Genomic DNA, 21,372 nt, shown 5'->3' on the forward strand with positions numbered 1-21,372 from the left:
CGAATGGCTCGGCAGGACGCTTTTTCGTCAATGCTGACACCAATCCACCCGGCACACCCGCCAACGCGATAGTCGGGATTCTGTAGGAGCAGTCTGCAATACAAACGCTCAATTCATACGCCCGTTTGATTTGGGTACGCCACCTTCACGGAATTTCCGACAATTGTCAATCGCCCTAAATACGGGTTGAAATGCGACTTTGCGGTCATTTCTGTAAGACGCAGCCCGTCCACGCATGCTTGCATGTCAGGGCATTCATAAGATTAATAGTTAGAAAAGTCGCCCTAATTCACCGCAAGCCTTGTTTAACAGGCTACGCTGGCTGGACTACGAAGGAAAACAGGCGCACTTTTGCTGACCGGATCACTCCGGCTCAACGCCCAAAATAATTTCCGGCCTGCCTGGCCAACCCCGCCCGATGAATCATGTCGGGCTTTTTATTGCTCGTCTGCCGGACGTTTCGCACCGTTGCAGCGCGAAACGTCCGTGAGTCATGCCAGTGCTTTCAGCGTGGCATCAATGTCCAGCAGAACCGAAGCGTCACCCTTCTCGCCCCAATAGAGCGCGATCATCTGCTTGTCGGCTTCAACCTTGAAAACGTTGCCCGGCAATTTTTCGAAATGATTCAGCAGAAGCGGATCTTCACAGACTTCCTGCCACTGATTGACCCACACGCCCGGGGATTTTTGCCAGTACGTCCAGCACGCCGGCTGCTTGCCGCGCCGTGGCCGATGGTATTGCGCGCACGGGTTTGGCGGCTCCTGGCTCAGCCAGTGCGGCCACTCCTGCGGCGCCAGCTGCATGGCCAGCCCGATGCGCCGGGCCTCAGCCCGCAAGGCTATCCGGCCACTCTGTGCACGGGACGGGCGCAGCCATGCCAGGGGGCTCAACACCACCAGCAGGATTGACACCACCAGCCAGACCGTCATATCTCTACTCCCGATTTTGAATGAGCCCATTGCGTCACTTTGGAACCAATGCGCTTGAAACCAGCCATACTTAACAATATTGATCCCTCACGAGGAGCACCTCATGCCCTACCACCATATCCTGGTCGCCGTAGATCTGACCGAAGAGTGCGACCCTGTGATCCACCGCGCCCGAGAGCTGTCGGTGAGTAATGGCGCCAAGCTGTCGCTGGTGCATATCGTCGAACCGATGGCCATGGCCTTCGGGGGTGACGTGCCGATGGATCTGTCACAACTGCAACAACAGCAGTTCGATCAAGCCAAGGAACGCCTTGAGCGCCTGAAGCACAAATACACCGAACTGGAAGGCTCCAACTGCCACCTGACCTACGGCCAGCCACGCCAGGAAATCCACCACTTCGCCAAGGAACAGGAATGCGACCTGATCGTGGTCGGCAGCCATGGCCGGCATGGTCTGGCGCTGTTGCTGGGTTCGACCGCCAACGATGTCCTGCACGGCGCACCTTGCGATGTGCTGGCGGTGCACTTGGTCAAACGCTGATCCCAGGCACTTGTGAAAAGCTAAAAAGCCCGGCGTCCATCACTGGACGCCGGGCTTTTTCATGCCTGGAAACAATCAGGCATCCAGCTCGGCCCAACGCTCCACCAGCGCATCCAGCTCAGCCTGCAACTGCTCAAGCATTGCAATCACCTTGGCCGTCTCGGCCGGCGGACGCTGGTAGAAACCGGCTTCAGCCATTTCAGCCTCGACCGCAGCAATCTGCTGCTCTTTGGCGTCGATGTCGCCCGGCAACGCTTCCAGCTCGCGCTGAAGCTTGTAGCTCAGCTTCTTCTTCGCAGCCGGGGCCGCAGCGACCGGCGCGGCAACCGGAGCCGGTTCGGCAGTGACCACCGCCGAATTCAGGTCGGCCTTGCCGGATTTGCTTTCGGTCACGCCCAGCAGACGCGGCGAACCGCCCTGACGGATCCAGTCCTGATAACCGCCGACGTACTCGCGAACCTTGCCTTCACCTTCGAAGACCAGGGTGCTGGTAACCACGTTATCGAGGAATGCCCGGTCGTGGCTGACCATCAGCACGGTGCCGTTGAAGGTCAGCAGCACTTCCTCGAGCAGCTCGAGTGTTTCCACATCGAGGTCGTTGGTCGGTTCGTCGAGCACCAGCAGGTTTGCTGGTTTGCTGAACAGTTTGGCCAGCAGCAGACGTGCGCGCTCGCCACCGGACAACGCTTTCACCGGCGTGCGGGCACGCTGCGGGCTGAACAGGAAGTCGCCGAGATAGCTCAGCACGTGACGGCTCTGGCCATTGATATCGATGAAATCGCGACCTTCGGCGACGTTGTCGACCACCGTCTTTTCCAGATCCAGCTGATGGCGCAACTGGTCGAAGTAGGCCACGTCAATTTTGGTGCCCTCTTCCACCTTGCCGCTGGTCGGTTGCAGACCGCTGAGCATCAGTTTCAGCAGGGTGGTCTTGCCGGTGCCGTTGGCGCCGAGCAGGCCGATACGATCGCCGCGCTGCAACACCATTGAGAAATCGCGGATCAGGAACGGACCGCCCGGGTGCGCGAAACTCACGTTATCGAGCACCATCACCTGCTTGCCGGACTTCTCCGCTGTTTCCAGCTGGATGTTGGCCTTGCCGGTGCGCTCACGACGCTCGCTGCGCTCGACACGCAGGGCCTTCAGCGCACGCACGCGGCCTTCGTTACGGGTGCGACGGGCCTTGATCCCCTGACGAATCCACACTTCTTCCTGAGCCAGACGCTTGTCGAACAGCGCGTTAGCGGTTTCTTCAGCGGCCAGTTCGGCTTCTTTGTGGACCAGGAAACTGGCGTAGTCGCCGTTCCAGTCGATCAGGCCGCCGCGATCCAGTTCGAGGATGCGGGTGGCCAGGTTCTGCAGGAAGGAACGGTCGTGCGTGATGAACAGCACGGCGCCCTGGAAATCCTTCAGCGCTTCTTCGAGCCAGGCAATCGCACCGATGTCCAGGTGGTTGGTCGGTTCGTCGAGCAGCAGCAGATCCGGCTCGGACACCAGCGCCTGGGCCAGCAGCACGCGACGACGCCAGCCGCCGGACAACTCGGCGAGGGTCTTGTCGGCCGGCAGTTGCAGGCGACTCAGGGTGCTGTCGACCAGGGTCTGCAAGCGCCAGCCGTCACGGGCTTCGAGATCGTGCTGGACGTGCATCAGCTTTTCCAGATCAGCGTCGGTGACGATGTTCTGGCTCAGATGATGGTATTCGGCAAGTAACGCGCCCACACCGTCGAGGCCTTCGGCCACCACGTCGAAAACGGTCCGCTCGTCGGCCACCGGCAGTTCCTGTGGCAATTCACCGATTTTCAGACCGGGGGCACGCCACACGGCGCCGTCGTCAGGCTTCTGGTCGCCCTTGACCAGTTTCATCATGCTGGATTTGCCAGTGCCGTTGCGGCCGATGATGCACACCCGCTCACCACGGGCGATCTGCCAGGACACCTTGTCCAACAACGGCATCGCGCCGAATGCAAGGGACACATCGCTGAATTTGAGCAGGGTCATGAGCTTCTCCAAAAACCGGGCGCGCATTCTACCTGAATCGAGGGCCGAACAGGCCGGCAATTTCGCCGGTGACGTACTCTGCACAACATTTGTTGCGAACTTGTGCCGCAAGGCCCGCAAAGCTTTCGCCGTCTGCTGGCAAAAGGCTAAGCTACAGACAATTCAGTGCCGCCCAAGCTGGCACTTGTCATGATTTCTCTGCCCGGATGTCTCATGCGCAGTCGCCTTCTCAGTGTTTTGTCCTGTTTGCTACTCACCGCCGCTGCTGCTCAATCCGCCCAGGCGGTGGACCTGTCCACCCAGCGCCAGTATTACGATGAGGCCAAGCGCGCCCTGGCCAAGGGCGATACCGGCCCGTATTTTCGTTACAGCCAGGCCCTCGCCGATTATCCGCTGGAGCCGTACCTGGCCTACGACGAGCTGACCGCCCGCCTGAAGACCGCCAGCAACGCGGAAATCGAAAAATTCCTCGCCGAACACGGTGACCTGCCCCAGGCCAACTGGATGAAGCTGCGCTGGTTGCGCTGGCTCGCCGACCGTGGAGACTGGACGACCTTCGTCAAGTATTACGACCCGAAACTCAACTTCACCGAACTGGACTGCCTGAACGCGCAGTACCAGATCAGCAGCGGCCACAAGGCCGAGGGTTACGCCAACGCCGACAAACTGTGGCTGACCGGCAAATCGCAACCCGCCGCGTGTGACGCGCTGTTCGGGATCTGGGCCGCCGATGGCCAGTTGACCGAGCAAAAACGCTGGGAGCGCACCAAGCTCGCCGCCCAGGCGCGTAACTATCCACTGGCCAACAGCCTGGTCAACGGCCTGACCACCCTGTCCCCACGCGGGCGTCTGTTGGTGGATGTGGCGCAGAAACCTGAACTGCTCAACCAGCCATCGCGCTTCACCCCGGCCGACGAACCGATGTCGGACATCGTCAGCCTCGGCCTGCGCCGCCTGGCCCGTCAGGACCCGGATAAGGCCATGGATCTGCTCGACGGATACGCCAGCAGCATGCATTTCTCGCGAGATGAAAAAGTCGCCATCGCCCGGGAAATCGGCCTGACCCTGGCCCGTCGCTTCGACAGCCGCGCGCTGGATGTGATGACCAAATATGACCCGGAACTGCGCGACAACACCGTGTCCGAATGGCGCCTGCGCCTGCTGCTGCGCCTGGCGCGCTGGGACGACGCCTATCAGTTGACCCGCCGCCTGCCGCAGGATCTGGCCACCACCAACCGCTGGCGTTACTGGCAGGCCCGCAGCCTGGAACTGGCGCAACCGCAGAACCCTGAAGCACAGACGCTGTACAAGAGCCTCGCACGGGAGCGGGATTTCTACGGTTTCCTGGCTGCAGATCGCTCACAACTGCCCTATTCGCTGGTCAACAAACCGCTGGTACTCAGCCAGGCCACCATCAACAAGGTGCGCAACACCCCCGGCGTTCGCCGCGCACTGGAATTCCACGCCCGTGGGCAGATCGTCGACGGGCGCCGCGAGTGGTATCACGTCAGCCGACACTTCAACCGCGACGAGATGGTCGCCCAGGCCAAACTGGCCTACGACCTGAAATGGTATTTCCCGGCAATCCGCACCATCAGCCAGGCGCAATACTGGGATGACCTGGACATCCGCTTCCCGATGGCGCACCGCGACACCCTCGTGCGTGAAGCCAAGGTCCGTGGCCTGCACTCGAGCTGGGTGTTCGCCATCACCCGTCAGGAAAGCGCCTTCATGGACGACGCCCGATCCGGCGTCGGCGCCAGCGGCCTGATGCAACTGATGCCCGGCACCGCCAAGGAAACCGCGCGCAAGTTCAGCATTCCGCTGGCCTCGCCGCAGCAGGTGCTCGATCCGGACAAGAACATCCAGCTCGGCGCCGCCTACCTGAGCCAGGTGCACAGCCAGTTCAACGGCAACCGCGTGCTCGCCTCCGCCGCCTACAACGCCGGCCCTGGCCGCGTGCGCCAGTGGCTGCGCGGTGCCGACCACCTGAGCTTTGACGTGTGGGTCGAAAGCATCCCGTTCGACGAGACCCGCCAGTACGTGCAGAACGTGCTGTCTTACTCGGTGATCTACGGCCAGAAACTCAACTCGCCGCAACCGCTGGTGGACTGGCATGAGCGGTATTTTGACGATCAGTGATCGTGCAGCGTTTTGCTGATATATCGGCGTAAACAAAAATGCCCGCATCGAAAGATGCGGGCATTTTTTTGGGATCAGCAATTGGTTAACCGTGTTGCAACTTCACCAACCGAAATCTGCCGCTCGAAGTCAGCCGGTACTTCTGATTCGGGCTCCTCGGCGAGTCGGGATCAGTCATCTCGATCAATTCACCCACTAAAGCGGGTGTCAGGTAGTTCGCGCGAAAAGTAGCCTTGTGGGCCAGCCCCAGCGCCCCCATCAGCTCGTTGACACTGAGAGGAGTGCTATCAACGAGTAGCTGAAGCAGCTTTCTTACTTGGTCGGTTACTTGGTCGGTTACTTGGTCGGTGGAAGGCTCATTTTCAATAGCCTCGCGCAACGCCAGATTCAGTGCATTCAACATATACTCCACGAACGGCGTTGATTCCGCCATTCGGTCAGCAGCTGACAACGCTGCGTAATAATCATCCTGCTGCTCGCGAATCACTGCCTCAACGGGCAGGTACGCCAACACCGGCCGCCATTGGCTGAGTATCAACGTTTGCCAGAGCCGCCCCATTCGACCATTTCCATCGGCAAATGGATGGATGAACTCAAACTCGTAGTGAAAGACACAACTGGTAATCAACGGATGCCAGTCCGAAGCCTCGAGCCACGCCAGCAAGTCGTCAACCAAATGGGCAATCCTGCTTGGCGGCGGTGCCATGTGGACCAGTTGCTCGCCACGATAGATACCGACACCCGCTCGACGAAAGCGACCAAAGTCGTCAATCAGCCCCTGCATCAGCAGTTCGTGGGCACGCAGCAAGTCAGAACGATTACCGGGCTTCCAGTCAGTCAAGCATTCATATGCCGCAAAAGCATTGCGCACTTCCTGAATTTCCCGAGGCAAACCCAACACCCTTTGCCCGGCCAACACAGCAGTTACCTGTTCGACGCTGAGAGTATTGTTTTCAATGGCAAGAGAAGCCTGGATCGTTCGAATACGATTCCCACGACGCAACTGAGGTGTCTGTCGCCCACTGTCAGCAGCCGAAAGCTGACCGATCTGCTCACTGATCTCTGCGATCAACGCAAGCATTCGAGGCGTCAGGGTCAATGGGGGTTGGTAGCGGCTCATATCCTTTCCAGGTGCTTCTCAATGGTCGTCATAATGCCCGATGCCATCAAGCTCGGCAGCCTTAATCAATGAGCTTTCTGCCCATCACTGAACTGCAACGCCGCCAACCGCGCATACAACGGATTGCTGGCGATAAGCTCCTGATGCGTGCCAATCGCCACCAGCTTGCCCTGGTCCATCACCGCAATCCGGTCGGCGTTTTTCACCGTGGCCAAGCGGTGGGCGATCACCAGCGTGGTGCGGTTTTGCATCAGGCTGGGCAGGGCTTGCTGGATCAGGTGTTCGCTCTGGGCGTCGAGGGCGCTGGTGGCTTCGTCCAGCAGCAGGATCGGTGCGTCGACCAGCAACGCCCGGGCGATGGCCAGGCGCTGGCGTTGTCCGCCTGACAGACCGAGACCGCCGTCGCCCAGATGGGTCTGGTAGCCGTCGGGCATTTGCTCAATGAAATCATGGGCGTGGGCGATTTTCGCGGCTTCCTGCACCTGCTCCAGGGTGGCGTTCGGGCAACCGTAGCGAATGTTTTCTTCGACGCTGCCGAAGAACAGCGCCGGAGTCTGCGAAACCAGTGCAAAACAGCGGCGCAGGTCCAGCGGATCAAGATTCGTCAGCGGCACGCCATCAATCAGGATTTGCCCTTCACGCGGATCGTAGAAACGCAGCAACAAGTCATACACCGTGGACTTGCCCGCACCGGACGGACCTACAAGCGCGAGGGTTTCGCCCGCGTTGACCGTCAGACTCAAACCGTCAACGGCAAAGCTTTCGGGACGCGAAGGGTAGGAAAAGCGCACGTCCTGCAACGCCAGCTCGCCTCTGATCCGCTCCGGCAAGGTTACCAGCCCGGCTTTCGGCGGCTGGATGATGTTCTCGGAACGCAGCAATTCGGCAATGCGCTCGGCAGCGCCCGCTGCGCGCTGCAATTCGCCGATCACTTCGCTCAACGTGCCAAACGCACTGCCGACAATCAGGCTGTAGAACACGAACGCCGCCAGCTCACCGGCAGAAATCCGTCCGGCAATCACGTCCATACCGCCGACCCACAACATCACCGCGACGGCACCGAGCACCAGCACGATCACCAGCGTGATCAGCCAGGCCCGCTGGAAAATCCGTTTGCGTGCGGTTTCGAACGCCTGCTCGACGGTGCCGGCGAAGCGTTGTTCGTCCTGCACCTGATGGTTATAGGCCTGAACGGTCTTGATCTGGCCGAGGGTTTCCGAGACATAGCTGCCAATGTCGGCGATCCGGTCCTGACTCAACCGCGAGAGATTACGCACACGTCGCCCGAAAATCAGGATCGGCGCAATCACCAGCGGCAGCGCAATCACCACGATACTGGTGAGCTTGGCATTAGTGATGAACAGTAGCACGACACCGCCAATGACCATCAGCAGATTGCGCAGGAACAGCGACAGCGACGAACCGATCACCGATTGCAGCAACGTCGTGTCAGCGGTCAGGCGCGACTGGATTTCCGAACTGCGGTTGTCCTCATAGAACCCGGGATGCAGGTACACCAGATGGTTGAACACCTGCTGACGAATATCCGCCACCACCCGCTCGCCGATCCATGACACCAGATAAAACCGGGCAAAAGTGCCGACCGCGAGCCCCAGTACCAAGAGCATGAACAGGCCAATGGACTGGTTGAGCAGATGTGGCGACTGGGTCATGAAACCCTGATCGACCAGCAGCTTGATGCCCTGCCCCATCGACAAGGTGATGCCGGCCGTGACGATCAGCGCGAGCAGTGCGCCGAAGGCCTGCCAGCGATAAGGAGCGAGAAAATGACTGGTCAGGCGCAGGGCCCGGCGGTGTCGCGAGGAGAGCATCGGGATCATTCAGGTTCACGTCGTGTGCTGATTAATGGGGCCAGCCTGGACACTCAATGGGGTGGAACTCTGCAAATCACAATGAGTCAGGTTAATTATGACCGGCCAGACTACCCCCTAGATGCTATCGGTCTAATGTCCGGGTTGAGACGAACGGTCAATTCTGCTTGAGTGAAGATACCGTTCCGGAAAGATCGAAGGGAGTTGTCACAGCCTGGTCACCTGACGGTTTTATTGTGCTTACACAACCTGATGAGGAGACAGGCCATGTCCTTGCAACACAGCAGCGACGACAAGATTCAAGTGATCCGCACCAAGCCCGGCCAACCTCTGGGTTGCTCGATTATCGATAAGGATGGGCGCGAAGTGCCAATCACTGAAGACATGATCCAGAACGCCTGCCGCGAACTGGAGAAGCGATTGGTCAAGCCTGCCGAACAAAAGTGATGTAGCCACCGTCTTCCTGACCCGGCCCCTGCAGGCCGGGTTTTTTCTGTCCGCAGTTTATACGGCCACAGCACCCAGCGCCGACACGATCTGCCGCAGGGCCGGCGAGTCGCCGTCGATCCGCACCTTCAGCCCTTCAATCTCGCGACGTACCGGATACTGCTTGCGCAACACATCGAACGCCGCACGTTGCTCGCCAACGCTACCCAACAGGGTGCGGCGAAAATCTGCATCGTCCCGGCGCGGGTCGTACACGCCCCGGCACAACATCGCCAGCGCCCAGGCCGGATCGCTGTCGGCATGCAGGGAAACTTCCGACAACCACGGTGCCGGCAACAGGTCGCCGAGCTGAATGCTGGCCGGCTGACCGATGAAATCGCAATACGCCTGATAGATCTGTGCCGTGCCGCGTTGCTTGCCATCGAGGCTGTAACCGGCAATATGCGGGGTCGCCAGCACACAGAGTTCGGCCAGGGCGACATCGACTTCAGGCTCGGCTTCCCACACATCGAGGACCGCTTGCAGGTCTTCACGCTCCAGCAGCACTTCGCGCAACGCGGCGTTATCCACCACCGGACCACGGGCGGCATTGATCAGCCAGGCGCCGGGCTTGAGTTGCTGCAAACGTTGCTCGTCGAACAAGTGCCAGGTCGCGCCTTCACCACTGCGGGTCAGCGGCGTGTGCAGGCTGATCACGTCGCACTGCTGGATGATCTGCTCCAGGCTGACATAGTCGCCGCCCTCGGCCGCCTGGCGCGGCGGATCGCAGACTTTCACGTTCCAGCCCAGACCTTTCAGCACCTTGATCAAGCGACCGCCTACCTCACCGGCACCGATCACGCCATAGGTGCGTTCACTCAAATCGACACCTTCGATTTCAGCCAGGGTCATCAGGCTGCCCAGCACATAATCCACCACACCACGGGCATTGCAGCCCGGCGCGCTGGACCAGGTGATGCCGGCCTCGTTGAAGTATTCGAGATCCAGATGATCGGTGCCGATGGTGCAGGTACCGACAAAACGCACCTTACTGCCTTCGAGCAACGCGCGGTTGACGTTGGTCACCGAGCGCACCAGCAACACGTCGGCCTGTTCGACCGTGGCCCGGTCAATGGAACGGCCCGGCACCCGGCGGATTTCGCCGAAACCGGCAAAAAAGGCATCGAGCAGCGGGATATTTTCGTCGGCAACAATCAGCATGGCGGGGCTCCTTGGGCGGATCGGCAGTGTAGGCGCTGGGACTGCGATGAGCCAGCCGGCTGTTGATTACAAATCCGCAACAGAGGATTTTTCCTGACCATAACGTCAGCGGCGTAGAATGCCCGGCCTTGCGCATCAACCCCTGTGGACGCTTTTCCTGTGAATTCCGTAACCGAACGCCCTGACGCCGTTTCCCTCAACCGCCCTGCCCGGGTTCGCCTGGAGCTGAAAAATCTGCTCGGCCTCGCGCTGCCGATCATGATCGCGCAGCTGGCCACCACCGCCATGGGCTTCGTCGATGCGGTGATGGCCGGGCGCGTCGGGCCAAAGGATCTGGCGGCCGTGGCGCTGGGCAACTCGATCTGGGTGCCGGTGTTTCTGCTGATGACCGGCACTCTGCTGGCCACCACGCCGAAAGTCGCTCAGCGCTTCGGCGCCGGCACCCATAGCGAAATCGGCCCGATCGTGCGTCAGGCCTTGTGGCTGGCGCTGGTGGTCGGACTGATGGCAACCACCCTGCTGTTCTGCGCCGAACCGATCCTGCACCTGATGAAAGTCGATCCGGAGCTGATCGGTCCGTGCATGCAGTACCTGCACGGCATCGCCAGCGGTCTGCCGGCGGTGGCGTTCTACCATGTGCTGCGCTGCACCAGTGACGGCCTCGGTCGCACCCGGCCGGCGATGGTGCTGGGCCTCTGCGGTCTGGCGCTGAACATTCCGCTCAACTACGTGTTCATTTACGGCCACTTCGGTGTGCCGGCCATGGGCGGCGTCGGTTGCGGCTGGGCCACGGCGATTGTGATGTGGGTCATGGCGCTGGGTCTGGCCGGTTACGAGCGCTGGGCGCCGGCCTACAAGTCGAGCGAACTGTTCAGCCGTTTCGACTGGCCGCAATGGGCGGTGATCAAGCGTCTGCTGGCCATCGGTCTGCCGATTGGCATCGCGGTGTTTGCCGAGTCGAGCATTTTCGCGGTGATCGCGCTGCTGATCGGCAGCCTCGGCGCCACGGTGGTAGCCGGGCACCAGATCGCGCTGAACGTCAGCTCGCTGGTGTTCATGATTCCGTATTCGCTGGGCATGGCCGTGACCGTACGCGTCGGCCAGGCCCTGGGCCGTGAAGAACCCCGTGAAGCGCGTTTCGCGGCAGGTGTCGGCATGGGTACTGCGCTGGCCTACGCCTGCCTGTCGGCGAGCATGATGTTGCTGATGCGCGAGCACATTGCAGCGATCTACACCTCGGATCCGATGGTGATTCATATCGCCGCAATGCTGATCGTGTACTCGGCGCTGTTCCAGTTCTCCGACGCGATCCAGGTCACCGCTGCCGGCGCCCTGCGCGGTTATCAGGACACGCGGGTAACGATGATCCTGACCCTGTTCGCCTACTGGGGCATCGGCCTGCCGGTGGGTTACGCCCTCGGCCTGACTGACTGGTTCGGCGAACCACGCGGCCCGAGTGGCTTGTGGGAAGGCCTGATCGTCGGCCTGAGTTGTGCGGCGCTGATGCTGTCGATCCGCCTGACGCGCAGTGCGCGCAAACGCATACGCATCAGCCGCTCGATGGGCTGACCGGCCATAAAAAAAGACCTGCAATTGCAGGTCTTTTTTTGCCTTCCGATCAACCGGACTTCTTGCGAATCCAGTACAGATAGGTCCCGGCCTCTTCGTGCTGCCCCACCAGTTCATGGTCGAGAAACACACAGAACTTGGGGATGTCGCGACGGGTCGACGGGTCGGTGGCGATCACCTTGAGCAGGCCGCCGGGCACCAGGTCACGGATGTGCTGGTGCAGCATCATCACCGGCTCCGGGCAATTGAGGCCCGTGGCGTCGAGGGTGCCGTCGACCGGCGTATTGATCATTTCACTCATGATTCACTCCTGAAACTGGCCGGCATTGTCGCCCAATGCCGGGGGTTCGGTCACCTGTCGCGCGCTCAGCGGGCTTTGGCTTTCTTCACGTCATGGCGGCGCAAATGGCAGGTCACTTCCTCGCGGTCGTGATACAGCTGTTTGCAGCCGATGTCGACCTTGATCCCGCGGGCCTTGAAACCATCGGCAATGCGCTCCAGCAGACGCTTCACTTCGGCGTAACGCTGCTTCATCGGCAACTTGAGGTTGACCACCGCTTCCCGGCAATGCCCCTCGCCGATCCATTCTTCGAGCATCGCGGCGTTGCGCGCCGGTTTCTCGACGATGTCGCAGACCATCCAGTCCACCGGCTGCTTGGGCTTGAAGGTGAAACCGTCGGCCATCAAGTGCTGCACCAGACCGGTGTCCATCAGGCTTTCGGCCATCGGGCCGTTGTCGATGGCCGTCACCAGCATGCCGCGATTGACCAGTTGCCAGGTCCAGCCGCCCGGCGCCGCGCCGAGGTCGACACCGGTCATGTCGCTGTGCAGGCGATCTTCCCACTGATCCCGGGGGATGAAGTGGTGCCAGGCTTCTTCCAGCTTCAACGTGGAACGGCTTGGCGCCTCGCGAGGAAACTTCAAACGCGGAATGCCCATCGGCCACATCGCCGAGTTACGGGCATCGGCCAGGCCGAGAAACACCTCGCGACCGCTCTTGAAGGTCAGCAGAAGGCGCGGCTTGTCGGCGTCGTCCACCAGTTTGCCGGCGCCGGTCAGCGCTTTGCGCAGCGGGCTTTCGAACTTCTTGCAGAAGTTCGACAGTTCCTTGCCGTCGTTGGTGTCGACGACTTCCAGCCACAGACTGCCGCACACCGGGAATTCAGCCATGTGCGCGAGGATCACGCTGATGCGGTCGGTTTCCGGCAGATCGATGAAAAACCCGCGCGCCCACTGGCGCGGGAAAATCAGTTCGGCGAAACGCTGGCCACGCATCAGGCGCTCGGGGCCGTCTTCTTCGGTGCAGACGAACTCGGCGCAAGCGGTCGCCGGTTTGGCCTTGGCGTAGCCGGCCACGTTCAGTTGGGCGGCGAGGTCGGAAATCTCCGAGCAGACTTCGCCTTCGAAGCCCGGCCGGCAATGCATGAATAGGGTGTTCATTCTTACTCCTGGGCAGAGGGCGATCATTCATCCCCTGCGCGATGTCCAGGCTTGCGTCAAAGCAAAGCCTGTCACGAAAACCGGCGCATGATAGCCGATGTCGGAACCTTGGTTCCTGTCATAGAGTCCAGTTATTAGCCAGCTACCTAAAACAGGGCTAAGTTTTAAGCTCTATTCGTCCCCTCAATCCGTAGCCGTGCGGATTCAAAGGAGTGATCGTAATGCCGTCCCTCGATAGCCTGAACACCCTTAAAACCTTGCAAGTCGATGACAAGACTTACCACTATTTCAGCCTGCCGGATGCCGCCAAAACCTTGGGCGATCTCGACAAGCTGCCGATGTCGCTGAAAGTCCTGCTGGAAAACCTGTTGCGCTGGGAAGATGAAAAAACTGTCACCGGCGCCGACCTCAAGGCGATTGCCGCGTGGCTCAAGGAGCGTCGCTCCGACCGGGAAATCCAGTACCGCCCTGCCCGGGTGCTGATGCAGGACTTTACCGGCGTACCGGCCGTGGTCGATCTGGCCGCGATGCGCGCCGCCATGGCCAAGGCCGGCGGCGATCCGCAGCGAATCAACCCGCTGTCACCGGTAGATCTGGTGATCGACCATTCGGTGATGGTCGACAAATTCGCCAGCGCCAGCGCGTTCGAACAAAACGTCGACATCGAAATGCAGCGCAACGGCGAACGCTACGCCTTCCTGCGCTGGGGCCAGAGCGCCTTCGACAACTTCAGCGTGGTGCCGCCGGGCACCGGGATCTGTCACCAGGTCAACCTCGAATACCTCGGACGCACGGTGTGGACCAAGGACGAAGACGGCCGCACCTATGCCTTCCCCGACACGCTGGTCGGCACTGACTCCCACACCACCATGATCAACGGCCTCGGCGTACTCGGCTGGGGCGTCGGCGGTATCGAAGCCGAAGCGGCGATGCTCGGACAACCGGTATCGATGCTGATTCCCGAGGTGATCGGCTTCAAACTCACCGGCAAGCTCAAGGAAGGCATCACTGCCACCGACCTGGTGCTGACCGTGACCCAGATGCTGCGCAAGAAAGGCGTGGTCGGCAAATTCGTCGAGTTCTACGGTGACGGCCTCGCCGACCTGCCGCTGGCCGACCGCGCGACTATCGCTAACATGGCTCCGGAATACGGCGCGACCTGCGGCTTCTTCCCGGTCGATGACGTGACTCTCGAATACCTGCGCTTGTCCGGCCGCCCCGCCGAAGTAGTGAAACTGGTGGAGGCTTACACCAAGGCCCAGGGCCTGTGGCGCCTGCCCGGTCAGGAACCGGTGTTCACCGATAGCCTGGCGCTGGACATGGGTAGCGTCGAAGCCAGTCTCGCCGGGCCGAAACGCCCGCAGGACCGCGTCTCGCTGCCGAAGGTCGGCCAGGCTTTCAGCGACTTCCTCGACTTGCAGTTCAAACCCGTCAGCAAGGAAGAAGGACGCCTGGAAAGCGAGGGCGGCGGCGGTGTCGCCGTGGGCAATGCCGATCTGGTCGGCGAAACCGATTACGAGTACGACGGCCACACCTATCGCCTGAAAAACGGTGCTGTGGTGATTGCCGCGATCACGTCCTGCACCAACACCTCTAACCCGAGCGTGATGATGGCTGCCGGCCTGCTGGCGAAAAAAGCCGTGGAGAAAGGCCTGACCCGCAAACCGTGGGTGAAAAGCTCACTGGCACCCGGCTCCAAAGTCGTCACTGACTATTACAAGGCTGCCGGACTGACGCAGTACCTCGATCAACTCGGGTTTTCGTTGGTGGGCTACGGCTGCACCACCTGCATCGGCAACTCGGGGCCGCTGCCGGAGCCGATCGAGAAAGCCATCCAGAAAGCCGACCTGACCGTGGCTTCAGTACTGTCCGGTAACCGCAACTTCGAAGGCCGGGTGCATCCGCTGGTGAAAACCAACTGGCTGGCCTCGCCACCGCTGGTTGTCGCCTACGCCCTGGCCGGCACGGTGCGCACGGACATCAGCAGCGAACCGCTGGGTGAAGACAAGCAAGGCAAACCGGTCTACCTGCGCGATATCTGGCCGAGCAGCAAGGAAATCGCCGACGCGGTGAATCAGGTCAACACGGCGATGTTTCACAAGGAATATGCCGAGGTGTTCGCCGGCGACGAACAATGGCAATCCATCGAAGTGCCGCAAGCCGCCACCTATGTCTGGCAGGACGATTCGACTTACATCCAGCATCCGCCGTTCTTCGATGACATTGCCGGGCCTTTGCCGGTGATTACCGACGTGAAAGGTGCGCGGGTGCTGGCGTTACTGGGCGATTCGGTGACCACCGACCACATCTCCCCCGCCGGCAACATCAAGGCTGACAGCCCGGCCGGACGTTATCTGCGGGAAAAAGGTGTGGAACCGCGGGACTTCAACTCCTACGGCTCGCGCCGGGGCAATCACGAAGTGATGATGCGCGGCACGTTCGCCAACATCCGTATCCGCAATGAAATGCTCGGTGGCGAAGAAGGCGGCAATACGATCTACATTCCGACCGGCGAAAAACTGGCGATCTACGACGCGGCCATGCGCTATCAGGCCTCGGGCACACCGCTGGTGGTGATTGCCGGGCAAGAATACGGCACCGGTTCCAGCCGCGACTGGGCGGCCAAGGGTACCAACCTGCTGGGCGTTAAAGCGGTGATCGCCGAAAGCTTCGAGCGGATTCACCGTTCCAACCTGGTGGGCATGGGCGTGCTGCCGCTGCAGTTCAAGCTCGATCAGAACCGCAAGAGCCTGAACCTCACCGGCAAGGAAACCCTGGACATTCAGGGTTTGACCGGGGTCGAGCTGACGCCACGGATGAACCTGGCCCTGATGATCACCCGGGAAGACGGGCGTCAGGAAAAAATCGAAGTGCTGTGCCGCATCGATACCTTGAACGAGGTGGAGTACTTCAAGTCCGGCGGGATCCTGCATTACGTGTTGCGGCAACTGATCGCCTCGTAAGACCTGCAGATGCAGAAACACCGCCGATTGGCGGTGTTTCTGTTTAGGGGCGACACTTTTCTGCAGACGAAAAAAAACCCGCCGAAGCGGGTTTTTCCCAAGACCATTATCGACTCCCTGTCGGCAGCGATCCTTGCATATGGTCGATCATCCATGATCCTGAAACACTCCCTGTGCTTCAGTTGATGAGGCTAGATTACGCTGTGGATCCAATCGGCAATAGTCGAAAAAGCTACCAGCGCGTGTAAGACATTCGCCATAGCACCCCTTCCGAAAACCCTTAGGCGTGTCGGGCATTGAGTGCAGCAGCCGCCAGATCCGCGACTTTCAGCTGTCCGGCGGCGGCTTTTTGCTCGTCATCCTCCATGAACGACGCGGCAGACAGTCCGGCAAACGCCAGTACCCATTGCAGAAGGCGTTTTCGCTCAAGTCCCGCTGTTTCACAGATCACATCGACTTGCCGTTGAAAGCGTTCAGGATCGGCAGCCGTCGGCAGTTCCGGATTGCAGATCAGGTTGGCGTAGTCATAACCACGCTCGCCCCGCACCCGTTTCGGGTCAATGGCCAGCCAGCCGCGTGGGCCGAAATCGAGGACGTTGTCGTGGTGCATGTCGCCGTGCAGAACCACGATGTCCCGGGGCTCGGCGAGCAAGGCTTCAGCCATTTGCAGGCAAACAGAATATTGGCCGCCGTATCGGGCGGCGGCCACTCGCAGCGAGGCAAACCATGGCGCCAGCTCCACCAGTGTTGGTGGCTTTGTAGGGCGCGGTGCATGCAACCGCGCCAAAGCCTGGCACATAATCCGGGTGGCCTCGTCATCCTCGCCGTTAAGCGCCATGTGCATCAACGAACGCCGCCCCATGGCCCGCTCCAGCAACAGGCCGTCCTCGTGATGAGCGAGCACCCGGGCGGCGCCATCGCCATCCCACCAGGTCATCAGCAAGTTGCCGTACTTTTCCTCGTCGTCCACCGCGACCTTCAGCATCGCCGGTACGTCGCCCTGACGCACCGGCAACAGTTTGCTGCCCGGCGTGATGATCGGTGTACCGTCGGGCACCAGCGCCCAACGATTCAACCACGGGTCAAACCACTCGTTATCAGCCACCTTCACGCTCGCGTGCCCTGTCGGTTTCGGCGAGAAAGTGTTCGAGCCTGCTCAACTGCTCTTCCCAGCCGCGGCTGTCCATGTAATACGCTTCTTTCTGGCGGACGTCGGGAATATGCGCGAAACCTGACTCGGAAACCTTAAGCAGCGTGCCGTTCTCATAGTCCTGCAGCTCGAATTTGACCAGCGTGGTCGGCTCCTGGGAGTAGTCGATTTTCGGGTTCACCGCATACGGGTGCCAGCGGAAGGAAAACAACTGCTGGGGCTCGACCCGCTCCACCAGCACGTTCCAGAGCACATGTTCATAACCGGGGTACGTGACCTGCCCCTGCGTCCACTCGCCCGCGATAAACCGCCGGCCTTCCAGTGCCACGCCAAACCACTGGCCAAACGCCTCGGCATCGACCAGCGCACGCCAGACATGGGAGCGCGGCGAGCGGAGCATGATTTTACGTTCAAAGCTGTTGGGTACTGGTTTCATACGTCACCTCCTGTTTTGAACAGTAGGCTTGTATGACCACATGTCCAATGCGAAGTTGTATCAAACGACTGATCGAAGTCATCCTTCGCCTGTCTACACTGCACATTTCTTCACCGCAAACAGCGAGAACCCCCATGTCCCCACGCCTGCTCCTGGCCCTGACGCCTTTTCTTTTCACTTCCGTTGCCCACGCTGCCGTCGACTGCGCCAATGCCAGCGATCAGGCGACGATGAATCAGTGCGCCGGGCAAGAGAACAAAGCGGCGGATAAAGAGTTGAACGCGGTGTATCAGCAAATTACCGCGCGCCTGAAAGGCGAGCCTGCCAGCAAAAAACTGCTGATCAGTGCTCAGCGGGCGTGGATTGGGTTTCGCGATGCCGAATGCGAATTTTCGGCATCCGGGGTAAAGGGCGGGAGTATGTACCCGATGATCTACAGCTCATGCATTACGCGCGTGACCAAGGATCGAACCGAGGCGCTCAAGCAGTATTTGAAGTGTGAAGAAGGGGATGTGGGTTGCCCGGTACCCGGGGCCTGACTATTCAGAGTTTTTGAAGGCCTCATCGCGAGCAGGCTCGCTCCCACATAGGTTTATGGCGTTCACCAATCCCCTGTGGGAGCGAGCTTGCTCGCGATGGCGTCATCCCTGACGCCGCCAATCAACGGACGAAGATCTGCGCCGTAGTAATCGCCATATCCCCACCCGGCAACTTGATGCTGCCGGTCTGTTTCATGGTCTCGGCATCGAAGATTGCAACGTCGTTGAACGTCCCGGCCAGGTAGATCTTGCTGCCGTCCTTGTTGAACGAAATGCAGTAGTAGGAATGGTCCAGCGTGGCTGCCTGAATCAGCTTCTTCTGCTTGATGTCGTACTTGGCCAGGCGATTGAGCACACCGAACATCAGGTTCGGATCCTTCGGTGAGCGCATGCCGCTGAAGTAGATCTCGGTCAGCGGGCCGAAGTCGGTGGTTTCGGTCTTGCCGGTTTTCAGGTCGACGCTGAACAAGCCGTACAGGTATTCAGCGGTGGCCGGGTCCTGTTTCTTGTCCTTGAACTTCGCTGCCGTGTACAGCAGCGAAAAATCGTGGCGATAGGTCTGCTGGTTCCACACGTAGAGCACGTCCGGCGCGCTGTAGTTCGGGCGCTTCCAGTGACGGCTGGGGATCAGCACGTCGAACTTGCCGCTCTTCACATCGACCTTGTACACATCGGCGCCAGCCACATACAACGTGCCGTCATCGCCGCTCTGCATGATCGTCAACTGCCGTGGCGCCGGGAAGCTGCGCACCGGTCTGGCGTTCATTCCGGCGTCGGTGGCGTAGACGTCCAGACGCGGCTGTTTGACCTCATAGTGATCGTTGAGCATCAGCGTCGGGTTGGCGATGGTGTACAGCTCCTTGCCGTCATGGCTGACGGTGAACGCGAACATCGACCGCGCCTTCTCGCCCGGCTGCTGGGTGATGCTGGCATGAAACACCTGCTTGCAGCTGTCCAGCTCGACACCGTAAACATCGGCGTAATGGTTGTTCAGCACGTACGCGGTCTTGCGATCCGGCGACAGCTGCACGGTGCCGGGGCCGAAGGCATCGGGCATCTTGCAGGTCTTGTACAAGCTGTCGGTCGACAGGTCGATGACGTGCAGGTTGTTCGGGTAATTGGTGGTCAACATGTACTCGTGACCGTCTTGCAGCGCGGTGTTTTCATCGGCCAGAACCGGGAGCGAACAGGCGCTCAGAACCGCGAGTGCGGCAAGGCCGCAGGCTTTGATGTTGTGCATGCTGGAATCCTTCTTCTTATGGATCACTTGTCTTTCGGGAAGACAGTGCCGAGGTTGCGCCAGTTGTCGTTGGACGCCTGGGCATCCTTGTTCCAGTCCGGGTAGGTGCTCATCATGTCCGGCACCTGGGCCGGCCACCAGCACGGGTCGGAGCAGCCATACAGGTCGGCTTCCATCGGCTGGCACAGCGACGACACCCCGCCGAACGCATCGATTTCCCAGCCCGGGTCGGTGGTCGAGGCGCAGCCCGCGACCGAACTCATCGCCACCACCTCTTCAATGCGGTTCTCGTCCGCGGCCTGATCCAGCTTCAACGCTTTGTTATTGATTGCCTTGAGATGTTTCATATCAGTGAGCCTTGCGCGGAGTGATGTAGCTGCTGATGAACGCCGGGTTGGCGGCCATGATCCGGGTGTAGACCTCGATGCCGAAGTCGACCCAGTCACGCATCAGTTCGCAGTAGTGATACGTCGGGTGGGCCGGATCGCCGTAGCGGGCGTAGCTCTCGTGGTAGCAGCCGCCGGAGCACAGGTTGCGGATCTGACAGTCATGGCAACCAGTGTTGGTGCGATCCAGGCGCTGTGACAGAAAGTCGTTCAACTCGACCTGTTTAACGCCGCTGTGGACGTTGCCGAAAGTCGGCAGCGACGAGCCGGTGAAGCGATGGCACAGGTTCAGTTCGCCCTTGTGATCGACCGCCAGCATCTTCAGCCCGGCACCGCACGGCAGGGCCTTTTTGTGGCCTTCGTGGATATCGGTGATCAACTGATGCAGGTTGGAGAACCCGATGTTGCGGTGCTCAAGCGCGGCTTCCAGATAACGCCGACCGAGGCGTTTCATGCTGGCGAAGACTTCGATCAATTCGTCGTTGGTCAGGTTGAAACTGCTGATATCGCCGGACGTCACCGGAGCAAATCCGACTTCAGCAAACCCCAGTTCGTTGAACAAATGATCCCAGATGGTTTCAACGTCGGTGACGCCGGTGGTCAGGGTCACCCGCGCGCCCACCGGGCGACTGTTGTAGCGCGACAACAGCATTTCAGCCTTGCGCCGCACCACGTCATAAGTACCCTGCCCGCCCACGGTGATACGGTTGCGGTCGTGCACGGTTTTCGGCCCGTCGATACTCACCGACAGACCAAAGCGGTGGGCATTCAGGTAATCCACGGTTTCTTCGGTGAGCAGCGTGGCGTTGGTGGTCATCACGAACTCGACGAACTTGCCGGCCTCGGCAAAACGCTTCTCGCAGTAATCGACCATGTACTCGATCAGCTTGCGATTACTCAGCGGTTCGCCGCCGAAAAACACCACGGTGAAGCGCTCTTCATCGGGGGATTCACGCAGCAGCATTTCCACTGACGCGATGGCGGTTTCGACATCCATCTTCTTGCCGGCGGACGGCTTGTCGAGGTCTTCCTTGTAGCAGTAGGTGCAGCTCAGGTTGCAGCCGGTGTTGACGTTGAGCACCACCGTGTTGATCGCGGTGCGCTCGACACGCTTGACCGCGATGTCAGGGGTCAGCGGCGATCCGTCGCTGACCAGCTCCAGCGAGATCAGCTCGCGCAGGGTCTCGTTGATTTCCTCGCCGTTGAACCGCGCGCCGAGGCGCTGGATCAGGTCTTCCGACGAGCAGCCGGGGCCGCGCAGCGCATCGATGATGGTGCCGGTCAGCTCATCGCTGGCAAACAGCGAACTGCTGGGGATGTGAAACAGCATGCGGTCGGCGTCGACGTGCACTTCGTGCAGATTACGTTCGACCAGATTCAAGATAGCGCCCATTGCAAACCTCCTGTGCAAGCCCCGCCTGACGGGACTTGCGGTCATTC

Annotated in this window: 18 protein-coding genes; 6 read left to right on the plus strand and 12 right to left on the minus strand. The window is 60.3% G+C overall.

From position 1 onward, the window contains the following. Positions 1-491: 491 nt before the first annotated feature. Positions 492-929, minus strand: a complete 438-nt coding sequence (locus DXT77_RS06195; RefSeq protein WP_119426998.1) for a hypothetical protein — start codon at positions 927-929, stop codon at positions 492-494. 103 nt (positions 930-1,032) lie between these two features. Between DXT77_RS06195 and DXT77_RS06200 the strand changes: the two genes are divergently transcribed. Next, the gene (locus tag DXT77_RS06200; RefSeq protein ID WP_119426999.1) at positions 1,033-1,470 is read left to right on the plus strand and encodes a universal stress protein; all 438 of its coding nucleotides are present in this window, start codon (positions 1,033-1,035) and stop codon (positions 1,468-1,470) included. A 75-nt stretch (positions 1,471-1,545) separates the two neighbouring features. Here DXT77_RS06200 and DXT77_RS06205 read toward each other — a convergent pair whose 3' ends face one another. Further along, a complete protein-coding gene (locus DXT77_RS06205) occupies positions 1,546-3,468 on the minus strand; it encodes an ATP-binding cassette domain-containing protein (RefSeq protein WP_119427000.1) in 1,923 nt (640 codons plus the stop codon). A gap of 213 nt (positions 3,469-3,681) precedes the next feature. Between DXT77_RS06205 and DXT77_RS06215 the strand changes: the two genes are divergently transcribed. After that, positions 3,682-5,610, plus strand: a complete 1,929-nt coding sequence (locus tag DXT77_RS06215) for a transglycosylase SLT domain-containing protein (protein WP_119427002.1) — start codon at positions 3,682-3,684, stop codon at positions 5,608-5,610. Positions 5,611-5,695: 85 nt separating this feature from the next. On the opposite strand, the gene DXT77_RS06220 is transcribed toward DXT77_RS06215, so the two are convergent. Next, positions 5,696-6,730, minus strand: coding sequence for a Fic family protein (locus DXT77_RS06220; protein WP_119427003.1), 1,035 nt, complete (start codon positions 6,728-6,730; stop codon positions 5,696-5,698). 65 nt (positions 6,731-6,795) lie between these two features. Then, complete coding sequence (locus tag DXT77_RS06225; protein WP_178083445.1) at positions 6,796-8,571, minus strand: ABC transporter transmembrane domain-containing protein; 1,776 nt, start codon at positions 8,569-8,571, stop codon at positions 6,796-6,798. 258 nt (positions 8,572-8,829) lie between these two features. Between DXT77_RS06225 and DXT77_RS06230 the strand changes: the two genes are divergently transcribed. After that, positions 8,830-9,009: a PA1571 family protein gene (locus DXT77_RS06230; protein WP_065260694.1), complete on the plus strand. Its 180-nt coding sequence runs from the start codon at positions 8,830-8,832 to the stop codon at positions 9,007-9,009. Between the two features lie 57 nt (positions 9,010-9,066). Here DXT77_RS06230 and pdxB read toward each other — a convergent pair whose 3' ends face one another. Then, positions 9,067-10,209, minus strand: coding sequence for a 4-phosphoerythronate dehydrogenase PdxB (gene pdxB, locus DXT77_RS06235; RefSeq protein WP_119427004.1), 1,143 nt, complete (start codon positions 10,207-10,209; stop codon positions 9,067-9,069). A 159-nt stretch (positions 10,210-10,368) separates the two neighbouring features. Here pdxB and DXT77_RS06240 point away from each other — a divergent pair, with 159 nt between their 5' ends. Continuing rightward, positions 10,369-11,778, plus strand: a complete 1,410-nt coding sequence (locus DXT77_RS06240; protein WP_085733475.1) for an MATE family efflux transporter — start codon at positions 10,369-10,371, stop codon at positions 11,776-11,778. 49 nt (positions 11,779-11,827) lie between these two features. On the opposite strand, the gene tusA is transcribed toward DXT77_RS06240, so the two are convergent. Continuing rightward, positions 11,828-12,079, minus strand: coding sequence for a sulfurtransferase TusA (gene tusA / locus DXT77_RS06245; protein WP_011335204.1), 252 nt, complete (start codon positions 12,077-12,079; stop codon positions 11,828-11,830). Between the two features lie 65 nt (positions 12,080-12,144). Next, complete coding sequence (gene rlmM, locus DXT77_RS06250) at positions 12,145-13,218, minus strand: 23S rRNA (cytidine(2498)-2'-O)-methyltransferase RlmM (protein ID WP_119427005.1); 1,074 nt, start codon at positions 13,216-13,218, stop codon at positions 12,145-12,147. 221 nt (positions 13,219-13,439) lie between these two features. Between rlmM and acnA the strand changes: the two genes are divergently transcribed. After that, complete coding sequence (gene acnA / locus DXT77_RS06255) at positions 13,440-16,181, plus strand: aconitate hydratase AcnA (RefSeq protein WP_119427006.1); 2,742 nt, start codon at positions 13,440-13,442, stop codon at positions 16,179-16,181. Positions 16,182-16,461: 280 nt separating this feature from the next. On the opposite strand, the gene DXT77_RS06260 is transcribed toward acnA, so the two are convergent. Beyond that, entirely contained in the window at positions 16,462-17,286 is an 825-nt protein-coding gene (locus DXT77_RS06260; protein ID WP_119427032.1) for an aminoglycoside phosphotransferase family protein, read from the minus strand. Further along, positions 17,279-17,767, minus strand: coding sequence for an SRPBCC family protein (locus DXT77_RS06265; protein WP_085713126.1), 489 nt, complete (start codon positions 17,765-17,767; stop codon positions 17,279-17,281). The genes DXT77_RS06260 and DXT77_RS06265 overlap by 8 nt, the downstream gene beginning before the upstream one ends. 134 nt (positions 17,768-17,901) lie before the next feature. Here DXT77_RS06265 and DXT77_RS06270 point away from each other — a divergent pair, with 134 nt between their 5' ends. Continuing rightward, a complete protein-coding gene (locus tag DXT77_RS06270; protein ID WP_119427007.1) occupies positions 17,902-18,306 on the plus strand; it encodes a lysozyme inhibitor LprI family protein in 405 nt (134 codons plus the stop codon). Positions 18,307-18,427: 121 nt separating this feature from the next. Here DXT77_RS06270 and peaD read toward each other — a convergent pair whose 3' ends face one another. The 3 genes from peaD to peaB are packed head-to-tail and all read right to left on the minus strand — an operon-like array spanning position 18,428 to position 21,325. Then, entirely contained in the window at positions 18,428-19,546 is a 1,119-nt protein-coding gene (gene peaD, locus DXT77_RS06275; protein ID WP_119427008.1) for a quinohemoprotein amine dehydrogenase subunit beta, read from the minus strand. A 23-nt stretch (positions 19,547-19,569) separates the two neighbouring features. After that, positions 19,570-19,893 (minus strand): quinohemoprotein amine dehydrogenase subunit gamma, encoded by a 324-nt coding sequence (gene qhpC, locus DXT77_RS06280; RefSeq protein ID WP_008016081.1) that lies wholly within the window; start codon positions 19,891-19,893, stop codon positions 19,570-19,572. Between the two features lies 1 nt (position 19,894). Further along, a complete protein-coding gene (gene peaB / locus DXT77_RS06285; protein ID WP_119427009.1) occupies positions 19,895-21,325 on the minus strand; it encodes a quinohemoprotein amine dehydrogenase maturation protein in 1,431 nt (476 codons plus the stop codon). Between the last annotated feature and the right edge of the window lie 47 nt (positions 21,326-21,372).

This window comes from Pseudomonas sp. 91RF (assembly GCF_003576265.1).
GTDB lineage: Bacteria > Pseudomonadota > Gammaproteobacteria > Pseudomonadales > Pseudomonadaceae > Aquipseudomonas > Aquipseudomonas kribbensis.